The organism is Nocardia cyriacigeorgica GUH-2 (genome assembly GCF_000284035.1).
In the GTDB taxonomy this organism is placed as follows: domain Bacteria; phylum Actinomycetota; class Actinomycetes; order Mycobacteriales; family Mycobacteriaceae; genus Nocardia; species Nocardia cyriacigeorgica_B.
Genome location: NC_016887.1, coordinates 5,947,569 through 5,971,248, shown reverse-complemented (window position 1 = coordinate 5,971,248; position 23,680 = coordinate 5,947,569). Strand labels below are relative to the sequence as shown.

18 protein-coding genes are annotated in these 23,680 nt (G+C 69.7%); 12 read left to right on the top strand and 6 right to left on the bottom strand.

The annotated features are described in order from the left end of the window. Position 1 precedes the first annotated feature (1 nt). Entirely contained in the window at positions 2-1,528 is a 1,527-nt protein-coding gene (locus NOCYR_RS26790) for an adenylate/guanylate cyclase domain-containing protein (RefSeq protein WP_081505638.1), read from the bottom strand. A gap of 43 nt (positions 1,529-1,571) precedes the next feature. Beyond that, the gene (locus NOCYR_RS26785) at positions 1,572-2,285 is read right to left on the bottom strand and encodes an NAD(P)-dependent oxidoreductase (RefSeq protein WP_014353551.1); all 714 of its coding nucleotides are present in this window, start codon (positions 2,283-2,285) and stop codon (positions 1,572-1,574) included. A gap of 216 nt (positions 2,286-2,501) precedes the next feature. Here NOCYR_RS26785 and NOCYR_RS26780 point away from each other — a divergent pair, with 216 nt between their 5' ends. The 8 genes from NOCYR_RS26780 (at position 2,502) to NOCYR_RS26745 (ending at position 11,270) form a co-directional block, all read left to right on the top strand. Further along, positions 2,502-3,521 (top strand): helix-turn-helix domain-containing protein, encoded by a 1,020-nt coding sequence (locus tag NOCYR_RS26780; RefSeq protein ID WP_014353550.1) that lies wholly within the window; start codon positions 2,502-2,504, stop codon positions 3,519-3,521. Between the two features lie 169 nt (positions 3,522-3,690). Further along, the gene (locus NOCYR_RS26775) at positions 3,691-4,920 is read left to right on the top strand and encodes an AI-2E family transporter (RefSeq protein WP_014353549.1); all 1,230 of its coding nucleotides are present in this window, start codon (positions 3,691-3,693) and stop codon (positions 4,918-4,920) included. Next, complete coding sequence (gene macS, locus NOCYR_RS26770) at positions 4,901-6,076, top strand: MacS family sensor histidine kinase (RefSeq protein ID WP_048833762.1); 1,176 nt, start codon at positions 4,901-4,903, stop codon at positions 6,074-6,076. The genes NOCYR_RS26775 and macS overlap by 20 nt, the downstream gene beginning before the upstream one ends. 24 nt (positions 6,077-6,100) lie before the next feature. Then, on the top strand, positions 6,101-6,757 hold the full coding sequence (locus tag NOCYR_RS26765; RefSeq protein ID WP_014353547.1) for a response regulator: 657 nt from the start codon (positions 6,101-6,103) through the stop codon (positions 6,755-6,757). 304 nt (positions 6,758-7,061) lie between these two features. Beyond that, positions 7,062-7,712: a DUF1707 SHOCT-like domain-containing protein gene (locus tag NOCYR_RS26760; RefSeq protein WP_014353546.1), complete on the top strand. Its 651-nt coding sequence runs from the start codon at positions 7,062-7,064 to the stop codon at positions 7,710-7,712. A 51-nt stretch (positions 7,713-7,763) separates the two neighbouring features. Continuing rightward, positions 7,764-8,027 carry a type II toxin-antitoxin system Phd/YefM family antitoxin gene (locus NOCYR_RS26755; protein WP_014353545.1) on the top strand — a complete coding sequence of 88 codons (264 nt, stop codon included), beginning with the start codon at positions 7,764-7,766 and terminating at the stop codon, positions 8,025-8,027. After that, positions 8,017-8,472 carry a type II toxin-antitoxin system VapC family toxin gene (locus tag NOCYR_RS26750; RefSeq protein WP_048833760.1) on the top strand — a complete coding sequence of 152 codons (456 nt, stop codon included), beginning with the start codon at positions 8,017-8,019 and terminating at the stop codon, positions 8,470-8,472. Before NOCYR_RS26755 ends, NOCYR_RS26750 begins: the two co-directional genes overlap by 11 nt. Before the next feature lie 1,166 nt (positions 8,473-9,638). Next, on the top strand, positions 9,639-11,270 hold the full coding sequence (locus NOCYR_RS26745; protein ID WP_231855999.1) for a DUF2339 domain-containing protein: 1,632 nt from the start codon (positions 9,639-9,641) through the stop codon (positions 11,268-11,270). A 42-nt stretch (positions 11,271-11,312) separates the two neighbouring features. On the opposite strand, the gene NOCYR_RS26740 is transcribed toward NOCYR_RS26745, so the two are convergent. From NOCYR_RS26740 to NOCYR_RS26725, 4 genes are all read right to left on the bottom strand, one after another. Next, positions 11,313-14,774 (bottom strand): MMPL family transporter, encoded by a 3,462-nt coding sequence (locus NOCYR_RS26740; protein WP_014353542.1) that lies wholly within the window; start codon positions 14,772-14,774, stop codon positions 11,313-11,315. After that, positions 14,774-15,481 carry an NYN domain-containing protein gene (locus tag NOCYR_RS26735; RefSeq protein WP_014353541.1) on the bottom strand — a complete coding sequence of 236 codons (708 nt, stop codon included), beginning with the start codon at positions 15,479-15,481 and terminating at the stop codon, positions 14,774-14,776. Before NOCYR_RS26735 ends, NOCYR_RS26740 begins: the two co-directional genes overlap by 1 nt. Next, a complete protein-coding gene (trmB, locus tag NOCYR_RS26730; RefSeq protein WP_048833759.1) occupies positions 15,481-16,299 on the bottom strand; it encodes a tRNA (guanosine(46)-N7)-methyltransferase TrmB in 819 nt (272 codons plus the stop codon). The genes NOCYR_RS26735 and trmB overlap by 1 nt, the downstream gene beginning before the upstream one ends. A 121-nt stretch (positions 16,300-16,420) precedes the next feature. Then, positions 16,421-17,776 carry a lipase family protein gene (locus tag NOCYR_RS26725; protein ID WP_014353539.1) on the bottom strand — a complete coding sequence of 452 codons (1,356 nt, stop codon included), beginning with the start codon at positions 17,774-17,776 and terminating at the stop codon, positions 16,421-16,423. Positions 17,777-18,007: 231 nt separating this feature from the next. Here NOCYR_RS26725 and NOCYR_RS26720 point away from each other — a divergent pair, with 231 nt between their 5' ends. The 4 genes from NOCYR_RS26720 to NOCYR_RS26705 all read left to right on the top strand — a co-directional run bounded on the left by NOCYR_RS26720 (position 18,008) and on the right by NOCYR_RS26705 (position 23,612). Continuing rightward, entirely contained in the window at positions 18,008-18,790 is a 783-nt protein-coding gene (locus NOCYR_RS26720) for an SDR family oxidoreductase (RefSeq protein WP_014353538.1), read from the top strand. Positions 18,791-18,892: 102 nt separating this feature from the next. Continuing rightward, on the top strand, positions 18,893-20,002 hold the full coding sequence (locus NOCYR_RS26715) for a hypothetical protein (protein WP_014353537.1): 1,110 nt from the start codon (positions 18,893-18,895) through the stop codon (positions 20,000-20,002). Further along, complete coding sequence (locus NOCYR_RS26710) at positions 19,989-21,545, top strand: hypothetical protein (RefSeq protein WP_014353536.1); 1,557 nt, start codon at positions 19,989-19,991, stop codon at positions 21,543-21,545. The genes NOCYR_RS26715 and NOCYR_RS26710 overlap by 14 nt, the downstream gene beginning before the upstream one ends. 234 nt (positions 21,546-21,779) lie before the next feature. Beyond that, on the top strand, positions 21,780-23,612 hold the full coding sequence (locus NOCYR_RS26705; RefSeq protein ID WP_014353535.1) for a phosphoenolpyruvate carboxykinase (GTP): 1,833 nt from the start codon (positions 21,780-21,782) through the stop codon (positions 23,610-23,612). Positions 23,613-23,680: the final 68 nt, after the last annotated feature.

Sequence of the window (23,680 nt, the reverse complement as noted above, 5' to 3'; positions counted from 1 at the left end):
GTCAGCCTAACGAACGCACCTGTTCTTCGTCTTCGTCTGCATCGCCGGTGGCCTCCGCGCCGTTCTTGGGCCAGGCCAATCGGGTTTTTCTGCGCCGTCCACGCAGCTGTACCTCGTCGCCGGTCACCCAAAACTCTTGCTCACTTTCATCGGCGAAATACAGCGCCGAGCCCGAGGCGAGCACCCGGCCGGGCTGGTCTTTGGCCAGCTCGGTCAGTCGCGAGGCCTCGTTGACCGGATCTCCGATGACGGTGTATTCGAAACGATTGGCGGCACCGATATTTCCCGCGACGGCCAGCCCGGCCGACACGCCGATACCGATATCCAGGCCGTGCACCTCGCGCAGGGCCTCACGCAATTCCCGGGCCGCGGCCAAGGCGGCGGCGGGGGCGTCCGGGCGGTCCAGTGGCGCGCCGAAGATCGCCAGCGCGGCGTCACCGACGAACTTGTTGACGAACCCGTGGTGCCGGTCGATCACGTCGACCACCACCCGGAAGAACTCGTTGAGCAGGCTCACCACCTCGGTGGGCGGGCGCTCGGCGGCGGTGGCGGTGGAGCCGACCATGTCCACGAACAGCACCGCGACGAACCGGGTCTCACCACCGAGCTCGGTGCCGTAGTCGAGCGCGCGCTGGGCCACCTCGGCGCCCACATGCTGGCCGAACAACTCCTGGAGCTGCTGACGTTTGGCGGCCTCTTCCATCATCCGGTTGAAGCCCACCTGCAACAGCCCGATCTCACTGCCGTCGAACACCTCGACCTGCACATCGCGCGCGCCGGCCTGCACCCGGTCGATGGCCTGGCTGAGCTGGCGCACCGGATCGGAGATGCTGGAGGCGGTGAGCATGGACAACGCCAGCGCCTGCATGATCACCACACCGCACAGCAGCAGGATCGACACCGCCAGCGACTGCGCGGAGAACTTGATGTCGGAGGAGATCTGGGTGACGCACAGCAGCACGATCGCGATGGTGGGCGCGAACGTGCCCATGCCCCAGGTCATCGCCATCCGGGTGCCGACGCCGGGGGTGAGGGTGTGGTCGAAGGTGCCCGCGGTGAGCGCCTCGGCGGCGACCGGGCGCAGGATGCGTTCACCGAGCATGTAGGTGAAGCCGAACACGATGGTCGCCGCCATACATTCGGTGACGATCACCGCACCGGCCAGCTCGGGCGTGTCGACGATGATCAGCGAGGCCAGCACCGCGCCGCCGACGATCCACAACGCCAGATGCAGGATCGACTGCCGCAGCGGTGCGTGCAGGGCGGCCATCTGCTCCTGCCGGCTCGGCGGGCCGCCGCGCACCTGCCACCGCATCACCGGCCGCAGCATCCACGCCGAGCAGACCACGCTGAGCAGGCCACCGATCACGAAGACCAGCGCCGGGATCAGCAGGCCCACCTGGCGCGGTCCGGCGGCCTCACCTTCGGGTATGGGCAGTCCGTACTGGATGAACGCCCAGACCAGCACCGCGCCGAAGGCATTGGCCAACAGCATCGACGTCAGGTACAGCGGCCAGCGCGTATGCATGGTCTGTTTGACCGCTTCCAGAGGCGCTGACACGATCACCAATCTAGCTTCCCCGCCGCTCAGGGGATGGGCGGGACTCCGCTGACCGGAACCGAGACGCCGAAGAATCGAGCGGCTGGTGGCGCGCTTCGGAGGCCGGCGGTGCGCCGGATGCCGGCTCAGTACGCGACGGTGAAGCGCTGCCGGATGAAGGAGCCGTTGCGCACTGCGTCGACGACGGCGTCGGCGTAGTCGCCGACAGTGAGGTGATCCGGCTGTCGCCGGTGGCATCCACGATCGGGGTGTCGCGGGCCTGCGCGCGATAGGTTCCGGTGGCCGCGCCCGGAATCAGGTGCACCGGGGGCGGGCTGACGTAGGACCAGCGCAGCGGCGACGCGGAACCGCGGAAGATCTCCAATGCTTCGGCCTGATCGCGGGCCGTCTGCAGATACTGCGCCGGAAAGTCCGGAGAGTCGACGAAGCGCTGCCCGGGCGCGTATTCCAGACTGCCGCCCCCGCCGAGGAATATCAGGCGGTCCACCCCGGCGAGCGGGAGTGCTTCGAGCAGCGCGGCGGCCGCGCGGGGTACCAGGCGGTCCTCGCCCTTGACGGCCGCGACCACGGCCTCGTGTCCGGCCACGGCGCTGGTGATCGAGGCCGGATCGGTGACGTCCATGTCGTTGCGGCCGAGCGGGGTGACCTCGAGTCCGCGGGTGGCGGCCGCACGGGCCACCGCACCGCCGAGATTGCCGGAGGCGCCGATGACTGCGATCTTCACGATGTTCTCCTTGGTCGAATCATCGACGAATCGACTGATGAGCGGGGTGTAGGGGATGAGCGGCGGACGGTCGATCCGGTCGCGCCGTCATGAACATATGGCCTGTCCGGGTGCTACCGGGAGGACCCGACCTGCCATTCAGCGGACCGAACGCGCCACCGTGCAGCGCTCGCGACGTCAGCAGAGGCGCAACGGACGTCCGTTACCATCCCGACGATGTTGGACGGCACGGTGTCGGCGCAGTTGGCCCGACTGATTCGGACGACCGTGTTGTGCGGGGGCGTGGCACGGGCGGAACTCGACCGGCTACCGGGCCTGGATCCAGCTCTGCTCGGCGAGGACCTGATCCGGGTGCCGCTCGACTCGGCGCTCCGAATGTGGGAGCTGGCCGCGGCCACCGCGGGACCTACCGTCGGACTGCTCGTCGCCGGCACCGCGAAGCCGGGCAGCCTGCACGTGTGGGACTACCTCATCGGCACGGCACCCACACTGACCGACGGACTCCGCGCCGCGTCGGAGTTGCGCGCGGTCGTCACCGCGCCCGATATCGCCGGCGAGGTGAGCGAGGACGGGCAGTTGATCACCGTCCGCCGGGTGGACGCGGGCGATATCGCTTTCGGACCCACCGAGGAATTCGCGCAGGCGCTGCTGCTGCGCCGGGCCCGTGAGGCCACCCGGCAGCGGATCATCCCGGTGCGGGTGACCTTCAAGCATCGCGTCCGCGGCAGCCACCAATACCTGGTGGACGAATTCGGCACGCGGAATATCGAATTCGGCGCTCCACACACCGAAATCACGTTCCGGGACCCCGGCCCGCTGCCCCTCGGCGCCGACCCCCAAGTCGGCCGGATCATGCGCCACTACGCCGAACTGACCATCGCCTCCGCGCGGATGGCGCCCAATTGGCGCGACCAACTCCGCGCCGCGATGATCGACGCCCTGCACCGCGACGACCTCAGCCTCGACACCGTCGCCCATCGGCTGGCCAAGAGCCCCCGCACCCTGCAACGCCGCCTCGGCGACCACGGCACCCGCTGGCGGGCCGAAGTCGAACTCGTGCGCCACGACTACGCCACCGAACTCTTGCGCGACACCGACCTTCCCGTCCGTGCGGTCGCCACCCGCCTCGGCTACACCGATGCCCGGGCCCTGCGCCGCGCCTTCCACCGATGGACCGGCCAGAGCCCCGACACCTTCCGTCGCAACCAGCGGGCCGGCCGGACCCGATCAATCTGAGTACCTGTCCGGCTTCTCATCGATTCGGCGTTTCGAACATCTATCCTCTGCGCGGCGCGGTTGCGCCGATAAGCTCGGCAGCGTGACCGAGCCGAAGTCAGGTTCCGCGGGATCGACGCCGGAGACGGCGGCACAGCGGGAGGGGAGAGCGCCGGCCGCGGCCGACGCGGTGCATCCGATCGTCCGGGTGAGCGCGGAATGGGCGTGGCGGCTACTCGTCATCTTCGCGCTGGTCGCGGTGCTCGCCATGGTGGTGCAGCGGTTGGCGACGGTGGTGATTCCGCTGGCCATCGCACTGCTGGCGGCCGCGCTGCTGGCGCCGCTGGTGGACTGGATGCAGCGGCTGGGGATCGCGCGCTCGGTCGGAGTGTTCGTGGTGCTGGTCGGCTCGCTCGGGCTGGTCGCGGGGATTCTCACCTTCGTGGTGGAGCAGTTCGTCGAGGGCGTGCCGCAGCTGACCGATCAGTTCACCAACAGCATCAAAGAGGTGCAGGACTGGCTGATCAACGGGCCGATCCACCTCAGCGAAGACCAGATCCGCAGCGCCGGCGACACCGCGGTCAAGGCCATCCAGTCCAATCAGGACGAGCTGACCAGCGGGGCGCTCACCACCGCGACGGTGATCGGCCACATCCTCACCGGCACCTTCCTGACGCTGTTCATCCTCATCTTCTTCCTCTACAGCGGCGATCAGATCTGGCATTTCGTTACCCGGATCGTGCCGACCCCGCATCGGCAGCGCGTGCGCACCGCCGGTGAGCTGGGCTTCGGCTCGCTGGTCGGGTTCGTGCGGGCGACGGTGGCGGTGGCCGCTGTCGATGCGATCGGTATCGGTGCCGGACTGGCGATCCTCGGAGTACCGCTGGCGTTGCCGCTGGCCTCGCTGGTGTTCGTCGGCGCCTTCATCCCGATCATCGGTGCGTTCCTGGCCGGGTTCGTCGCGGTGTTCATCGCGCTGGTGACCAAAGGCCTGGTGACGGCGCTGATCGTGCTCGGCATCATCATCGCGGTGATGCAGCTGGAGGGGCATGTCCTGCAACCGCTGCTGCTGGGCCGGGCGGTGAGCATCCACCCGCTGGCGGTAGTGCTGGCGATCACCGCTGGCGTGGTGCTCGGCGGGATCGCGGGTGGTCTGCTGGCGGTGCCGTTCGTCGCGGTGATGAACACCGCGATCCGGTCACTGCTGGCCGAGGACCCGGAGGAGCTGCTCGAAGAGCTGCGCACCGACGAGGAGGGCGGGCGGTTGTATTCGGCCGAGCCGGATGTGCCCGAGCCGGGCCGGTTCGATGTCGGTGCCATGCTGGCCGAGGCGCAGCGCAAGCTCGGCGCGAAGCCCGGCGCGGACAAACCGGATGCGGCCGATGACGCCGGGACCCGCGATGATGCGACACCCGACTGAGCTGAGCTCCGCCGACACCGCCACCGCACCGCTGTGGCGGGCCGCGCAGGCGTTCCGGCTGGTGACGTTGCTGTACGCGGTGGGCCAGCAGGTCGCATCGGTGCCCTACTACGACAATCAGCGGCTGAGCTGGGTGCTGATCGCGTCGATGGCGGTGTGGTCGGGGATCTCGGCGATCATGTTGTCGCAGTGGCATTTCCCCGACGCCATCCGGCTGCGCGGCTGGGTGGTGCTCGGCGACCACGTGGTGGTGATCGCGCTGATGGCCGCGACCCGGCTGGTCGCCGATTACGACTGGTACCACGGGCATCAGACCCTGCCGACGACGCTGTGGGCGACCAATGCGGTGATCTCGGCGGCGATCCTGCGCGGGCCGCTGTTCGGGGTGGGCTCGGGCATGCTCATCGCCGCCGCCAGCATCACCGTGCGCGACCAGTGGGGGCAGGACGTGTGGACCGACGCGACCGCGCCGGTGCTGGTGTCGGTGGGGCTGGCGCTCGGGCTCGCCGCCAATACCGCGCGCACCGCGCAACGTCAGCTGGAACGGGCGGTGCGGCTGACGGCGGCGACCGAGGAACGTGAACGGCTGGCCCGTCAGGTGCACGACGGCGTCCTGCAAGTCCTGAGCTACATCAAACGGCGCGGCACCGAAATCGGCGGGCCCACCGCGGAACTGGCGCAGCGGGCCGGCGAACAGGAAGTGGCGTTGCGGGTACTGATCTCCGAGCAGGGCGCCCGCGCCGACGAAGGCGGGACGGAAGTCGACCTGCGGCCGCTGCTCACCGAACATGCCACGCCCAGCGTGTTTGTGTCGACGCCGGGCGATCCGGTGCCGGTCGGGCGCTGGGCGGCCGGTGAGATCGCGGCGGCCGTGACCACGGCGCTGTCGAACGTCGCGCTGCACGCCGGCCCGGACGCGAAAGCCTATGTGCTGCTGGAAGACACCGGTGACGAGGTGATCGTCAGCGTGCGCGACGACGGCGTCGGCATCGCGCCGGGCCGACTCGCCGAGGCCGAACGCGAAGGGCGGATGGGGGTTTCGCGCTCCATCGTCGGCCGGATCGAGGCGCTGGGCGGCACGGCGGAGCTGCTGACCGAGGAGACCGGTGGTGTCGGCTTCGGCACCGAATGGGAGTTCCGGGTGCCACGTGGCTGAGCACTGCGACGAGGGAGGTATCGGATGAGCGAGGACGCGATCACCGTGATGGTGGTGGACGACCACCCGATGTGGCGCGACGGCGTCTCCCGGGATCTGACCGAATCCGGATTCGAGGTCGTGGCCACCGCCGACGGTGTGGGCGCGGCGACCCGGCGAGCCGCCGCCGTGCGACCCCACGTGGTGCTGATGGACATGCAGCTACCCGACGGCAACGGCGCCCAGGCCACCGCGGAAGTGCTGCGGGTCTCGCCGGAGAGCCGGGTGCTGGTGCTGTCGGCGTCGGCCGAACGCGACGATGTGCTCGACGCGATCAAGGCCGGCGCCACCGGATACCTGGTGAAGAGCGCGTCGTCAGCGGAACTGCGCGATGCCGTGCGCGCGACCGCGGCCGGTCAAGCGGTGTTCACGCCTGGGCTGGCAGGGCTGGTGCTCGGTGAGTACCGACGCATCGCCACCGCGCCCGCCGATCCGGCGACGCCGCCGCGGCCCGCGCTCACCGAGCGGGAAACCGAGGTGCTGCGGATGGTGGCGAAGGGGTTGTCGGCCAAGCAGATCGCCTCGCGGCTGGGGTTGTCGCATCGCACGGTGGAGAACCATGTGCAGGCGACGTTGCGGAAGTTGCAGCTGGCCAATCGGGTCGAGTTGACGCGGTATGCGATCGAGCAGGGGTTGGAGTAGGGCGGAAGGATTGCGCACGGCGGCGGCCGGGACGTCGCGGTGCCGTGCGCTGGCGCAGCAGCGGGTGTCGTGCGCCGACGCGGCAGCGGGTGGGGTGCGCGGCCGCGGCAGCGGGTGGGGTGCGCGGCCGCGGCAGCGGGTGGGGTGCGCGGCCGCGGCAGCTCGCGCGCGTACGACTTCCGGAGGATGTCGCGTGCGGCGGAATCGGGGATCGCCCCGATGCCGCACCGGGCGCTTTCTCGGTAACCTCGGACGCATGGGCGGCCCCGATTCGGTTTCATCAGGTCTCGGCTCCGGCGGTCCGGTGGGCGATCGTGACCTGCGGGTCTCCGATGCCGAACGGGAACACGTGGGTGAGCTGCTGCAACGTGCCGTCGGGCTGGGGATGCTGTCGCTGGGGGAGTTCACCGAGCGGATGGATACGGCGCTGGCCGCCAAGACCCGCGGCGAACTGAACTCCGTGCTCATCGACCTGCCCGGGGTGCGGCTGGTCGGGCAGCCCGCCGCCCCGTCCACCGACTTCGTCAACGCGCCGCGCCCGCTAGCCGGACCGTCCGCGCCGCCCCTCGCGCCGATGCCGCAGCATCCGGGCAACGTCATCCGAGGCAGGTTGTCCACCCTCAGCCGCCGCGGACCCTGGCAGGTCGCGCCGGTGCTGCACACCAACAATGTGCTCTCCTCGGTCACCCTGGATTTCACCGAGGCGATCATGGCCACGCAGGTGGTTGAGCTGCACGTCGACGACTACGCCACCGGGCTCACCTTGATCGTCCCCAGCGAGGCCACCGTCGACCTCAACGGCCTCGACCTGGTCGGCTCCAGCGCCACCAACAAGGTCCGCACCGGCCCACCCATCGGCCGCCTCCACCTCATCGTCCACGGCCGCACCCGCTTCGGCTCCGTCACCGCCAAACACCCGTTCATGTCGAACTGGCGCAAGATCATGGGGTTCTGAGGTGTGTGCTACACCGTGGCGCACGGTGCTATACGCGGGTATCGTGGGCTTATGCAGCCCGAGATCACTCAGCGCGACCTGCGCAACCGGTCGAAAGAGATCATGGACGCCGTCGAACACGGGCGGTCGTTCACGGTGACCCGCGACGGTCATCAGATCGGCGAGCTGATTCCGCTCCGTCGGCGGCGCCGCTTCGTCAGCCGAGCCGACTTCGCTGCGATGTCGCGGAATGCGCCGGTGGTCGATGCGGCGTTGTTCCGGGCCGACCTGGACGCAGTGGCCGATAGCGAGCCGAGCAGCCCATATGACCGGTGATATCCCGGCGATCGGAATTGTCGATACCAATGTTCTGATCCTGCGCCGGCATATCGACCCTGAGACGCTGCCCGCACAGATGGCGATCAGCGCCGTCACCTTGGCCGAGTTGTCGGCGGGGCCGCATGCTGTCCGGAGCAACGCGGAGCAACAGGACTACGACGAGCACGAAGAACGTGCCCGACGCCTGGAAGTGCTCCAGCGTGCCGAGAGCGAATTCGATCCGATCCCCTTCGATGTAGAAGCGGCCCGAGTGTACGGGCGCATATACGCCGCTGTGATCGCGATCGGTCGCAAGCCGCGGGGCAGAACCGCCGACCTCCTGATCGCCGCAACAGCAGCCGCGGAGCAGTTGCCGCTGTTCACCACAAACCCCAAGGACTATGCGGGCCTCGAGCGGATCGTCGACGTCATCGCGGTCCCGGTCTCCGGGGCTGCTGGATAAGCCTCTGTCGTCCGGGCTGCCACGCGGCCGTCTGCGATATCGCGTAGATCTTCGAAGCCGACGAGGGTTTCTACTCATGCCTTCTCCGGTGTGCGCGGTCGAGCATTGCAAGCATGGGTACAGCTATTGATCCGGTGCTGATCTCGCGGTTGTCGGGAGAGTTCGAGACGCTCGGCAACCAGATGTGGGCGTTGGGGCGCGACCTGGAGGTTTTGCGATGCCAGGTTGCGTCGGAGCGGGCGGGGCGGCGCGCTGAGGACTCGTCGGCCGCGAGCGCTGTGGAGGGTGAAGCGCGGGCGGGTGAGTCGCGCACCGGCGTCGCGGAAACCGGCGACGTGCAAACTGGCATGGCGCCGACCGATGCGCGAGCCCGTGAGGCATCGGCCGGCGACATGCGGACCGGCGAGGAGTCGACCGGTGGCTCGCGGCGCGGCGTGGCACCGAACACCAACGCGTCTACCGGCGCGGGGCGGGCTGCTGAAGCGCGCGCCGAAACCGCAGCGACCAGCTCGGCCGCTGCGTCGGGCGCCAGTGGGATGCCGGGTGCCGCTGCCGGGTCCGAGGCCACCGCTCCGGCCGACGTCACAGCGATGCCGGGCGCTTCGGTGCCATCAGTCGCGGCCGCGGAGTCGGGTGCTGCCGGGACGCCGGACGCAACAGTGCCGCCGGGATCTATCGGGACGCCGGGCGGGTCCGTTCCGTGGGCCGCGACCGGGACGTCGGCAGCGACAGGGTCCTCGGGCGTTACTGTGCCGCCGCGCGCTGGGACGCCGGGCGCGACCGGGGAGTCGGGCGCCGCCGGAACGTCGTCAGCGGCCGAGATGTCGGGCACTCCTGTGCCCGGCGCTACCGGTACGCCGGGTGCGAGCGGTACGTCGAGTGCCGGTCGGGTGCCGCAGGCGGGCGGCGATCGGGTGGCCGTTGGTCCGCCGGATGCCAGTGGGGTGCCGCAGGCGGGCGGAGATCGGGCGGCCGCTGGTGCGCAGGCGGCTGGTGGGGTGCCGAGGACCGGAGTTCCGCCGGCCGGGGCGTATGTGCCGCAGACGGGTGGGTATCCGCCTGCGGGTGAGCGTTTCGCACCGGGCGGGTGGGGGTCCGGGGTGGCGTATGGGGTTCCGCCGAGTGCGCGTGGGGTTCCGCCGGTCGGGCGGGGGTGGGGTGCGCCGGTGGGGGCGGCGTGGCGGCCGCCGGAGCGGGTGAAGCGGACGCCGTGGTGGCAGCAGGAGGGGGTGATCAGCCGGGTGTTGGCGGTGGCGGGGGTCGGGGTGACGTTGATCGGGGTGGTGATGCTGCTGGTGCTGGCGGCGCAGGCGGGGTTCTTCGGGCCGGTGCCTCGGGTGGTGACCGGTGTGGTGTTCTCGGCGGCGCTGGTGGCGGCAGGCGTGCGGGTGTATGGGCGTAGTGGCGGGCAGGTCGGTGGAATCGCGTTGGCGGCCACCGGTATCGCGGGCGGGTATCTGAATGTGGTCGGGGTGACCACGGTGTACGAGTGGTTGCCGCCGGTGGCGGGGTTGGTGCTGGCGTCGGCGGTCGCGGCGGCGGGGGTGTGGTTGGCGATGCGGTGGAATTCGCAGACGCTCGCCGTGTTGGTGGTGGCCGGGGCTGCGGTGCTGTCGCCGGTGGTCACCGTGGAACTGGCGCTGCTCGGTTTCCTCATCGTGTTGCAAGCCGCTTGTGTACCAGTGCAATTGGCGCGCAACTGGCCGATCCTGCACGTCATCCGGACGGCGCCGGCGGTGCTGGCCACGCTGGCCGCGATCACCGTGGCCACCTTCGACGAGCCCGAGCGGGCCCGGCTGTACTGGCTGCTCACCGCCGCGGTGGCGATCGCCGCCGTCGGACTGGTGGGCGCGGTGCTCGCGGTGCGGGAACGGGTCGGCGACTTCACCGCCACCATCACCCTCGCGATGGCGGCCACGCCGCTGCTGGCCGCGCCGGTGATGTTCGAGCGCCGCACCTCGGTGCTCATCGCCGGACTCTTCGCCGCGGTGTTGCTGGCCGTGGCCGCGACCGCCGTTGTACAGAATCAACGACTGCGTCAGTTCATTCCGCCGCACACCGCGATCACCGCTGCCGTCGCCGGCTCGTTCGCGCTGCTGGAGGCGTGCATCGGCGTGACGACCGTGCAAACCCTGCCGACCGCGCTGTTCCTGGTCGCCCTCGGCTTCCTCGGCGTCGCCGGACAGTTGCGCAATGCGGTGGCCGCCGGCCTCGGCGCGATGTTCGCCGCTCTCGCGGCGCTGGTATTCCTCGACAGCGCGTCGCCGGAAACCCTTGCGGTGCAACGGTTCGCCGAGGAACAGCTCGGCATCGCGACCCTGCTGGCCGCGCTGCTCGCCCTCGCGGTCGTGGTGGTGGGCGTGTGGGCCGTGCGCAGGCTGCCCGCGATCAGCGGCGATATCGCCGATGCGGTGGTCTGGGTGGCCGGGAGCCTGGCCGGCCTGTACGCGGTGACGGCGGCGACGGTGTCGATCGGCGTTTCCTCCGGCGCCGCCGACGGATTCCTCATCGGCCACAGTGCCGCCACCATCACCTGGATGGTCGCCGCCACCGCCGCGCTGCTCTACGGCCTGCGCAAACTGTCCCGCTCACCGGCCGTGGCCAAACTGGCCCTCGGCTCCGGCCTGCTGGTCACCGCGGCCGCCCTGGCCAAACTGTTCCTGTTCGACCTGGCCACCCTCGACGGCCTGGTGCGCGTGGCCGCCTTCCTGATCGTCGGCGTCCTGCTCCTGCTCGCAGGCACCCGCTACGCCCGCGCCTTCGCCGACGCCGGCAGCGAGGACCAGCCGACGCAATAGGGGGCGACTCGGAAGCCCGGTGGTGACCGCCGGGCTGCACCCCTACTCGCTGTCGCGCCGCCGCAGCAGTTCGTTCACGCTGACCGTGCGCCCGTCACCGGAGTGGTGCCGCCCCTGGTCCGGCGGTGGGGTGCGGCGGCGGGAGGAGCGGAGTTCGGCCATCCAGTTCTCGATGCTGCTGCGGTTGTCGTCGCCGGCCTCGGCTTCGGGAGCCTGAGTCGAATCCAATTGCTGTGCCGGGACTTCCGTCGTCGACGACTCGTCGGGCGCCGGGCTCGCACCGGGGGTGGAGACGCGGGGCAGCAGCGGACGCGGGGGTTCCTGTGGTTCGGGCGCCGGTGCGGGTTCGGTGGACGACTCGGGCAGCGGAGGCAGCCGGTCGGGTGCCTGCGCCGGCTCGGGTGTGGGCACCCGGAAGAACGCGGTCGCCGACGCGTCACCTGCTGCCGGCTCCGCTCGGTGCGTGGGCGCGGAGTCGGCATACCGGCCGGCAGCTTCCGCGGTGCCCGGCGGCGGACCGGCCGGTTCGGCGCGGGACGTGAGCGGGGCAGCTGGTTCGGCATGGTGCGAACCCGGGCCGGCCGACTCGGCATCCCGGGGCGCGCCGCCGATCTGCCCGCCGCCGACCGGGTCGTGCTGCCGCCGAGCGGATTCCGCCGGACCACCCGGGGTCTCACCGAACGGCGCGAACGGCTGCTCGGGCGGATGCGGACGCGGGCGAGTCGGATCGGCGGGACCGAAGTGCCCGCCGAAAGCAGACGGTCCCGAAGCGGATTCGGCCGGATGGGCCGGACCCGTGGCGCTCGAGTGGCTCGGACCCGTGGCGGCCGAACGGCCGGAGTCCGTGGCACCCGGATAACCCGAAGCGGATTCGCTCGAAGGCCGCGAGACCGGACCGGGACTGCCGCCGATCACACCGGTCTCCGAAACCGGCGCGCCCTCATCACCGGCTGCCCCGGCATCGGGCGCAACTGTGCGCGGCGGCAGGATCCGCTCGGAACCGCGCACCTGCGGAGTTTCCGGCGTCAACCGCAACGTCGATCCGCTCTTGCCGGCCTCACCGGGTTCCGGTGGCGTAGCATGCGCCGCCCGCGGCCGGGTCGGATCCGGCGGCACCGGCATCGGAATGTGCTGGGTGGACGAGGCGCCGCGCGGCCGATTCGGTTCCGGCGGCAGCGCATCCAGGCGCTGGGTGGGCGCCTCGGCCTCGATCTCCTCGACGGTGCGCGGGCGCCGCGGCGTCTTGCGCTGCTGGCTTTCCGGCATGGCCGGCATCTGCATGGTCACCGGATCTGTGATCGGTGTGGTCTTCACCAGGTCGACGACCTCGCCGCGGGCGGGCCGCTCATCGTCGAGGATGGGTTCGCCGAGCCCGATCTTCTGCTGGATGCGCTTCATCCAGGCCGGCGCCCACCAGCAGTCGTCGCCGAGCAGCTTCATGGTGGCGGGCACCAGCAGCATGCGCAGGATGGTGGCGTCGATGAACAGCGCCGCGATCATGCCGTAGGCGATGTACTGCATCATCACCAGATCGGAGAAGGCGAACGCGCCGGTCACCACCAGCAGGATCAAGGCGGCGGCGGTGATGATGCGGCCGGTGTTCGCGGTGCCGATCCGGATCGCCTCGGTAGTCGAGGCGCCCTGTGCGCGCGCCTCCACCATGCGAGACAAGAGGAACACCTCGTAGTCGGTGGACAAGCCGTAGACCACGGCGATGATCAGCACCAGCACCGGCGACATGATCGGCTGCGGGGTGAAGTTCAGCAGATCGGCGCCGTGACCGTCGACGAAGATCCAGGTCAGGATGCCGAGGGTGGACCCGAGACCGAGCGCGCTCATCAAGGCCGCCTTGATGGGCAGCACGAGCGAGCCGAACGTCAGGAACATCAGCAAGGTCGTGACGAACAGCACCAGCGCGATCATCAACGGCATGCGATCGATCAGTGCGTCGATACTGTCCATGGTGAACGCCGGTTGCCCGCCGACCAGCAGGGTGACGTCGTCGGGAACGTCCATCGCCCGCAGGTATTCGATGGTGGGCCGGTAGTCCTCGGAGTCGACCAGCGTCGCGGTGGTCCGGTAGACGTCGGGGCGCTCGGTGGAGCGCGAGGGCACTTCGAACTTGCCCGCCAGCCCCGGCGCCTCGCTGGCCTGTTTCCAGACCTTGCCGACCGAGTTGCCGTTCTCGGAGATCATGATCAGCTGCACCGGATCGGATTTGCGCAGCGGGAAGATCTCATCGAAGTTCTGCTGCGCCATCCGGGTGGGGTTGTCCGGCGGCAGATACCGCTCGTTGATACCACCGAACTGCAGGTTCTTGACCGGGATGATCAGCAGCAGCAACAGGATGCTGATCGGGATTGCGATCTTGAGCGGGTGCTTCATCACCCAGCGGGTGGACTTGCCCCAGAAACCGTTTTCGACCTCTTCGGCGGTCTTGGTCTTGCGGAACCACTTGAGCCCGAACATGTCCACCCGCGGCCCGAGGATGCCGAGCATCGCGGGCAGCAGGGTGATCGAGGCCAGCGCGGCCAGCGAGACCGTCGCGATGGTGCCGTAGGCCACCGACTTCAGGAAGCCCTGTGGGAACAACAGCATGCCGCCGAGGCTGGCGATGATCATGGTCGCGGAGAACACCACGGTGCGGCCCGCGGTCATCACGGTGCGCCGGACCGCCGCCGGTGTGTCGTAGCCCTCGGCCAATTCCTCGCGGAACCTACTGACGATGAACAGGCCGTAGTCGATCGCCAGACCGAGACCGATCATCGACACGACATTGGAGACGAAGGAGTTGACGTCGGTGAAGTTGGTCAACGCCATCACGATGCCGTTGGCGCCGATCACCGTCAGACCGCCGACGATCAGCGGCAGCGCCGCGGCCACCACACCGCCGAAGATGAAGAACAGCAGGATGGCCACGGCCGGAATGGCCAGCACTTCCATGCGTTTGGAGTCGCTGGCGATGGTGTCGTTGAGCGTGCCCGCCACCGCTTGCAGGCCCGCGACCTGCACGTCGACGCCGTCGATATAGAAGACGTCCTTGACCGCGCGGAAGTTGCGCACCATCTCGGTGTCGTTGTCGCCGACGATGGCGATCGAGGCGAAGGTGTGTTTGCCGTCCTTTGACCCGAACAGGCTCGGCTGCGCCGGACCGGTTTCGGTGGGCCAGTAGGCGCCGTTGACCTTGGCGATCTGCTCGGGATGTTCGCGCGGCAGCCGGTTCAGGCTGTCGATGATCTTGCTGCTGAACTCGGGGTCGTGGATGGTTTTGCCCTCGGGCGCGGTGTACAGCACGATCACGTCGCTGGTGTGATCGCGGCCGTAGGCCGAGTCGGAGATCCGCGCCGCCTCGGCCGATTCCGAGGTGGGGTCGTCCCATCCGCTGTTGCTCAAATGGTCGCCGAGTCCGAGACCGTAGCCGCCCAGTGCCAGCAGTGCGGCCACGACGACGCCGATGACGGCGAAACGTAGTCGGTAGACCAGATCGCCCCAGCGGGTGAACACTAAGCGACTCCTTGTGCGGGGCGAGAGGTGAGCAGCGCCGACAGCGGCCGGAACGGCTGCAGCCAGGCACCCTCGTCGGGCAGCGAGTCGAGGCTAACCCGGGGCAGCGGTTCACGGAACACGCCCGGAATGTCCTCGAGATCGACGAACTCGAGGGTATCGGATGTGACCGCCCAGCTCGCGTGCTCGCGGAAGCCGAGTACCTGAACCGGCACGCCGTCGGCGGCGATCTGTTCCAGCGGCTCCCGGAAGGCCTGGCCGTCGGCGGAGGCGACCATGATGCCTGCCAGCCCGGCGCCGCGGCGGCGCATCGCGATATGGGCGAGCATGTCGGCGTCGACATCGGAATCTTCGTCGATCTTGGGTTTGGCGAAGACGGCGTAACCGACGTTGCGCAGCGCCTCCACCCACGGCCGCACCACATCGGCAGTGCCGGGCGCGATATTGGTGAACACCGTGGCCTCGGGTTCGACCCGCTGGCCGGCGCCGACGGACAGTTCCGCGGTCCGCGAGAGCAGCCAGCGGCCGAGGGCGTCGAAGCGCGGACGGTAGGCGGCGGTCGGGCGGCCACCGAGGATGGCGCCGAGTCCCATATCGAGATTGGGGGCGTCCCAGACCAACAGCACGCGGCGGATATCGGCGGTGTCGGCGCCGCGCACCTCGCCGGCAACCTCATCTCCGGTCGCTGCCATCTCACTGACGCTCATCATTCGATCTTCCCCCATATGAACTCGGTGATGGCGCTTCCGGCGCGATGGGCCTTGCCCTCGAACTTGGTGACCGGGCGCTCGAAACCGATCGGGGCGCTGTCGCGATGCTCGGCGCTGACGCCGCCGGTGGTCTCGTTCAGGCCGGTCAGCAGGGGTTCGGCGGCGCCGACCTCGGCGATGTGCTCGGCGTAACCCGCGTGGTCGGTCGCGACGTGCAACACACCGCCGGGCTTCAACCGGTTGGCGATCAGCGCGAGTGTCGCCGGCTGCAGCAGCCTGCGCTTGTGATGGCGGGCCTTGGGCCAGGGGTCGGGGAAGAACACCCGCACGCCGGTCAGCGACTCTTCGGCAATCATGTTCTCCAGCACGTCCACGGCGTCGCCGCGCAGCAGCCGGATGTTGTCGATCTGCTCGCGTTCGATGGCCTGCACCAGCTGGGCCAGGCCGGGCTGATAGACCTCGATGCCGATCAGGTTCAGGTGCGGTTCGGCCTGCGCCATGGCCGCGGTCGCGGTGCCGGTACCGCAGCCGATCTCGATGACCAGCGGGGCGGAGCGGCCGAACCAGGCGTCGGCGTCCAGCGGTTCGTCGGCCACCTCGCGGCCGATCAGCGGCCAGGTGCGGTCCCAGGATTTCTGCTGGTTGGGGGTGAGTGCGCCGCGGCGGGACCGGAAGCTGGTCACCCTGGGATACAGGCGGGACCCGGTCTTGGACCGCCGGCCTGCCTCAGCCGGAGCCGATGCTGTGGACGGTGGGACCGGAACTGACTCGTCTGTATGGTTCGCGGCGTCGTTCACACGTCCATTGTCCAGCATCGGGTGTTCTACGGCGCAGGCGACCGCGTGGTTACCTCTCGTCGTCAGGCTGAATCGACTGTGCCTGCCCCGGAGGACCTGCGTGGTTACGCTCCGCTGCCGCCTCCGGTCCTTGACCGGGTCAGGCGGCCTTGGCCTGTTCGACCTCGGTGACCGGCGGCTGCGGCGCCCGCAGCGGACGCCCGAGCGCGACCATGACCGCCGTCGTCGCCATCTCCAGCAGCCCGCGCACACCCACCGGCGAGGCCAGGACCGACCAGACGGTGGCATCGCGCTTGTCGGTCACCGGTTCGCCCGCCAGCCGGGCCGCGAGCCAGTCGAGGGTGATCGGGGTGGCCAGCGGCAGCAGCGAGAAATGCTCGCTGAGCCGGTCGCGCACATAGGTGACGTCGGCGCCGCCCTTGCGGTAGCGGTGCACCTGGCCGTCGATGCCGTCCATGTGGATGACCTGGTCGTGCACCGGCTGCACCACCAGGACCGGGCATTTCGGCGCGGTATTGCCCAGCCGCAGATCGTCGAGCATGGCCTGCATCTCCGGCGTGCCCAGGATCTCGTCGAGCGGGCGCGGCAGGTAGTCGTCCATCTTCTTGTTGGCCAGGCCGAGCACCGCGGCGAGGGTGGTGGAGCGTTCGGCGCGCGCGACCAGCTTGTGGCCGTCGGGGGTGAGCTCGTTCTGGATCACCGCGCCCAGCGCCGGATAGATCCGCCGCAGCGCCGCGATCACGATCGCCGGCAGGCCGGCGAAGTACCCGCCGTTGAGCCGCTGGAACACCTGGCCCGGATCGCCGACCGGAGCGCCGAGCACCGCGCCGGCGATATCGAGTTCGGGGGCATAGGTCGGCGCCATCTCCACCAGCCAGGAGCTGGCCATCCCGCCGCCGGAATAGCCCCAGGCCGCGATGCGGGTGTCCGGTCCCAGACCCAGCGGGGCGAAGGCGAGGGCGGCGCGGATGCCGTCGAGGGCCCGGTAGCCGGGTTCGCGGGGTGCGCCGAAGTTGCCGCGCGGGCCCTCGTGATCGGCGATGCTGACCGCCCAGCCGCGGCGCAGCGCGTTCGCCACCAGCAGCCATTCCAGCTGGGTGATCGACCCGAGGGCATGGGCGCCGCGGCGCAGCGCGTACGACGGTGCGCAGCGTTCCGAGACCGCGTCCATGGCGGATTGAAAGGCCAGCAGCGGACGGGATTCGGCCGGTTCGGCGCCGTGCGGCAGCAGCACGGTGGTGACCGCCGCCTCGGGTGTGCCGTGCAGGTCGCAGCTGCGGTAGAGCAACTGCCAGGCCGAAACCTGTTGCGGCACCACGCCGAACAGCGCCAGCTCGACCTCGCGGCTGCGCAGGATGGTGCCCGCGGGCTGGTCGGCGAATCCGGGCGGCGGGCGATGGAACGGGTCACGGCTGGGCAGCAGCGCCGACTTGTCCGCGGCACCGATGGTCGTCGTGGGATCGGCGCTGGGCCGCGTCGCCCTGTCGCGAGTCATCGCAACCTCCTCGTCGAGGCCCGATGCACGATCTCGGGCACTTCCTGCGGCGTCTCGCCGCCGCGCGGTCCGGCGCCGCCCGTGTGTGGCCCGCTCGTCGTGAACGAAAAGTCAAGCTACGCACCGACTGTGGTGCCGACCGTTCGGTCAGGGTAAGTTACCCGGCATTCGCGGGGCCAGCCCCGGCGGATAGTACGGCACAGTGTGGCGAAGGCCATTACGCTGCCTGGCATGGGTGGTCCGACGGTTTTCATCACGGGTGCGGCGGCGGGTATCGGCCGGGCCACGGCGCTGCTTTTCGCTGCCCAGGGCTATCACGTCGGCGCCTACGACGTCGACGAGGTCGGGCTGACGCGCCTGGCCGCCGATATCGGCCAGGCCGGCGGCAGCGTCCGCACCGGGCTACTCGATGTGACAGACACCACAGACTGGACCGAGCGGCTCGCCGAGTTCTGGGACGACGCCGGACGGCTCGACATCCTGATCAACAACGCGGGCATCCTGCGCGCGGGCCCGTTCGAATCGATCGACCTCGCCCAGCATCAGGCCGTCGTCGATGTGAACATCGGCGGCGTCATCAACGGCACGCACCTGGCGTTCCGCTATCTGCGCGACACCCCGGGCGCCCAGGTGGTGAACCTCTGTTCGGCCTCGGCGATCTACGGCCAGCCCGAACTCGCCAGCTACGGCGCCAGCAAGTCCGCGGTCAAGGGCCTCACCGAAGCGCTGGATCTGGAATGGGCGCACCACGACATCCGCGTCATCGCGATCTGGCCGCTGTTCGTGGCCACCGCGATGGTCGAGGGCGTCAACACCAAGTCCACCCGATCGCTGGGCGTGCGGCTGACCGCCGACGACGTCGCCAAGGGCATCTGGTCGGCCACCCGGAAACAGGGCAGGCTGCCGCGGGTGCACTACGAGATCGGCGCGCAGGCGAAACTGCTCGCCACCGCCGCCAAATTCGCGCCCAACTGGGCGGTGCGCACGGTGAACAAATACGTCAGCGGTTCGTGAACCGGCCCGCACCGGCCCTCGCCCCGACTTCTGAGACAATGCCCGCAGAACTCGACAGGGGGGTGCGCACCGATGCCGAACGCCGCCGGACCGGATGGAACGATGCTCGACCGACGTGAGCAAACGCGTGAGCGCGATCAACTCGACGAACTGCTCGATGTGCTGCGCCAGGGCGCGGGCAACGATCCCCAGATCGGCTATCACGCCGGCCTCGCGGTCGAGCGCTGGCGGATGCCGCCGCGCATCCAGGTCACCGGCCGCGCGCATACCGGCCGCAGCACCGTGCTGCACGCGCTGGCGCTGATGTCGGCGGTGGAGACCGGTCCGGTCGACGAGCCGGGACTGCCCGATCCGGTGCTCGACGGCGACATCGTCGTCTACGTTCTCGCCGCCGCGCCCGGCCCGGCCGACCAGCGCATCATCGGTGCGTTGCCGCCGGATCGCATCATCGTCGTGCTGAACAAGGCCGACGCGGTCGGGTCGCGCTGGGCCGACGCCGTCATCGCCGCCGAACAATACGGCCGCGAACTCGGCCGTCAGGTGTTGCCGGTGGTCGCCTCGCTCGCGGTGCGGACCAGGGCGGGTGCGGTGACCGAGGCCGATCTGGCCACGTTGCGCAGGCATGCAGGCAACACCGACCCGGCCTTCACGCTCTCGCCCGACCTGTTCACCGCGCCGAGCGCCGGGCCCGATGTCGCCGAGCGCACCCAGCTGTTGCAGCGCTGGGATCTGTACGGGGTGAACTGCGCGCTCACCGTCGTCCGGAACCAGCCCGACATCACCGGGCAGGCGCTGTTGCAGATCCTGCACGCCGCCAGCGCCGTCGATCCGCTGCACAAGATGCTGCACCGCCGCTACGAGCAGGTCTCGGCGCAGCGGGGCGGTGAACTGCTCGACGAACTCACCCGGCTGGCCGCCCGCGCGGTCCCCGGTGACGGCGGCCGCGCCCGCGACGTGCTCGAGGACTACCTCTACGGCGACGACGCCCTGTGGACCGGTCTCTGCGCGGGCCTGGCGCACCCCTCGGTCGCGCACCTGGCCGCCGGCTATCCTTCGCCCGCACCCGCCGACGCCGACGACGCCCTGAACCGGGCCACCCGCTGGCGTTCGCTGGTCTCCAGCGATATGCCGCCCGCCGCCCGTCGCGCCGCGGTCCGGGTGCACAACGGCTACGTCCGGCTATGGGAGCGAATGAGCAGTGCCGGTCTCTGATCCCCCGGAACACCCGTCGCGCCCGAATTCCGCTGCTCCGATCGCCGCGCTGCCCGCGGCGCTGGAGGCGGTGGTGCAGCGATGGAATCCGCAGGGGATGGCGTTGCTGCGCGCGGTCGCCGGCTTCGGCAATGCCTCGGGGGTGATGCTGATCGGCCCCGACGACGCCAACACCACGCTGCTGCGCACCGAGCTGGCCCGCTTCGAACCGCATGTCGACCTCACCGATCCGGTGGCCGATGCCCGCACCGCCGTCGAGACCACCTCACCGTCGGGTGACGCGCCCGCCGCGGTGGCATTGATCCTGCTCGACGCGGGCACCACGCTCGGCGCCGGCGTGCTCGACATGGTGCGCGGCCTGCGCGCCGGCGGCACCCGGGTGCTGCTGGCCATGAACGGCATCCACGCCCACCAGGATTGGCGCGCGGTGCGCGAGCGCGATCTGGCGCTGCTGGCGGGCGAGGGCATCACCGATATCGATATCGTTCCCGTCTCCGCCCGCCTGGCGGTGGCCGCGCGCTCCTCCGGCGATACCGCGCTGCTGGATCGCTCCGGGCTGGCCGCACTGCACGCCGAACTCACCGCGGCCACCCTCGGCGCCGCCGGCGAGGGCGACGACCGGCTGCTCGCCGTCCGCAACCGGGTGCTCACCGACACCAGGGCGCGCATCGTCGAACAGGTCGCCGCCCTCCGCTCGGGTACCGAGGCGATCCGGCTGCGCGAGGAGCGCGCCACTTTGCTCGCCGGACGCGACGGCGGACGGGCCGCGGCCATGTCCAATCTGCGCAGCCAGCTGAACCTGGCCCGGCTGGACCTGATGACCGAGGTCGGCGCCCGGACCCGGGCCCTGCACACCGCCGCGCGGGCCGAACTCGACCGGCTCGGCCGCTCCGATATCGGTGACTATCCGGACCGGCTGCAACAAGCGGTGACCGAACTGGCCGCCGGCGTCGACGTCGATATCGAGCACCGGCTGGCCGAGCTGGCCGCCCGCGTCGGCGGCCCCGACCCCGGTCCGGTGCGCCGCGATCCGCCGCCGCGGGTGGGCCCGGATCCCGAACCACGGCAGCGGGGTGTCGAAGATCACCTCATGATCGCGCTCGGCGCGTCGGCCGGTGTCGGCCTGGGCCGGCTGCTGGTCGCGCCGTTCAGTCTGGTGCCCGCGCTGGACGTGGCGAGCGTGCCGGTGACGCTGCTGCTCGGCGCCGGGGTGGCGGCCTGGGTGGTGCGGGCGCGCGCCCAGCTCGCCGACCGCAACCATCTGCGGCAGTGGGTGGCCGACGCCCTCGTCAATGTAAAAGCCCAGCTCGAGCAACGGGTAGGCACCGCGATGGTGGAGGCCGAGGGGCAGTTGTCCGAGCGGGTGATGCGGGCGAGCAACGACCGGATGGTCGAGGTGGACCGCAAGGCCGCCGAACTCGAGGCCCGCCTGCGCCGCTATATCGCCGAACAACCCGGTCAGCTGGCCGCCTGCGAACGCGATATCGAGAGCATCGATCACTGGATGTCGTCGGCCGGACGTGGGACGAATGATCGGCAATGATCGGGGGTACCTATGAGGAACCCGATTCCGTACGGTTCGTCATATCGCGTTAACCTCTAGACAGGAACCTGGGCGTCCGCTTCGCCCTGTGCGCTGTCCAGCCGGCCGGCGTGATCGACGGGCCGTAGCGGGTGCCATCCAGCCAATGGTGGCGCTCGGTGGTTCGGGGCTGGTCACGCGCCGATTGGGCCAGGATCGAAACACCGCAGAACCGCCCATCTCAGGAGAGTTTTCATGACCTCAGCGACCATTCCTGGTCTTCGTGGATCCGACGGCAAAGCGCCGACCGAACACAGCGAACTGCTCACCTGGGTACAGGAAGTCGCCGAACTGACTCAGCCTGATCGGGTGGTCTGGGCCGACGGTTCCGACGCCGAATGGGATCGCCTGACGACTCAGCTGGTCGAGGCGGGTACCTTCAAGCGCCTGGACCCGAAGAAGAAGCCCAACTCCTTCCTCGCGCTGTCCGACCCCTCCGACGTCGCGCGCGTGGAATCGCGCACCTACATCTGTTCCAAGACCGAGGCCGACGCGGGCCCGACCAACAACTGGGTCGACCCCACCGAGATGCGCGCCACCATGACCGAGCTGTACCGCGGCTCGATGAAGGGCCGCACCATGTACGTGGTGCCTTTCTGCATGGGCCCGCTCGGTGCCGAGGACCCCAAGCTGGGTGTCGAGATCACCGACTCGGAGTACGTCGTCGTCTCCATGCGCGTGATGACCCGCATGGGCGCCGCCGCGCTGGAGAAGCTGGGCACCGATCGCCCGTTCGTGAAGGCGCTGCACAGCGTCGGCGCGCCGCTGGCCGAGGGCCAGGAAGACGTGCCGTGGCCGTGCAACGACACCAAGTACATCACCCACTTCCCGGAGGACCGCGAGATCTGGTCCTACGGCTCCGGCTACGGCGGCAACGCGCTGCTCGGCAAGAAGTGCTACTCGCTGCGCATCGCCTCGGCGATGGCGCACGACGAGGGCTGGCTGGCCGAGCACATGCTGATCCTCAAGCTGATCTCCCCGGAGAACAAGGCCTACTACATCGCCGCCGCCTTCCCCAGCGCCTGCGGTAAGACCAACCTCGCGATGATCCAGCCGACCATCCCCGGCTGGCGCGCGGAGACCCTGGGCGACGACATCGCCTGGATGCGTTTCGGCAAGGACGGCCGCCTCTACGCGGTGAACCCGGAGTTCGGTTTCTTCGGCGTCGCGCCCGGCACCAACCACAGCTCCAACCCCAACGCCATGGCCACCATGGACGCGGGCAACACCGTCTACACCAACGTCGCGCTGACCGACGACAACGATGTGTGGTGGGAAGGCCTGGAGGGCGAGCCCGATCACCTGATCGACTGGAAGGGCAACGACTGGTACCTGCGCGAGACCGAAACCCTCGCCGCGCACCCGAACTCGCGCTACTGCACCCCGATGTCGCAGTGCCCGATCCTGGCCCCGGAATGGGACGACCCGCAGGGTGTGCCGATCTCGGCGATCCTGTTCGGCGCCCGCCGCAAGACCACCGTCCCGCTGGTGACCGAGTCCTTCAGTTGGCAGCACGGCGTTTTCATGGGCGCCACCATGGCGTCGGAGCAGACCGCCGCCGCCGAGGGCAAGGTCGGCGCGGTGCGCCGCGACCCGATGGCCATGCTGCCGTTCATGGGCTACCACGTCGGCGACTACCTGAACCACTGGATCAACGTCGGCAAGAGCGCCGACGAGGGCAAGCTGCCGAAGATCTTCTACGTCAACTGGTTCCGCCGCGGCGAGGACGGCCGCTTCCTGTGGCCCGGATTCGGTGAGAACTCCCGCGTGCTGGAGTGGGTCATCAACCGCATCGAGGGCAAGGCGCAGGCCGAGTCCACCGCGATCGGTCACGTGCCCACCTCCGCCCAGATGGATCTCGACGGCCTCGACGTCGACCCCGCCGACGTCGACGAGGCGCTGAAGGTCGATCCGGAGGAGTGGAAGAAGGAGATCCCGCTCATCGAAGAGTGGTTCGAATTCATCGGCGACAAGCTGCCGTCCGGGGTGCGCGACGAGTTCGAGGCCCTGAAGCAGCGCTTGGGTTAGTCACAGACCGCATTTCGATACCGTCCGCATCCAGAGCAGGGTGCGGGCGGTATCGATTTTTCTTGCGG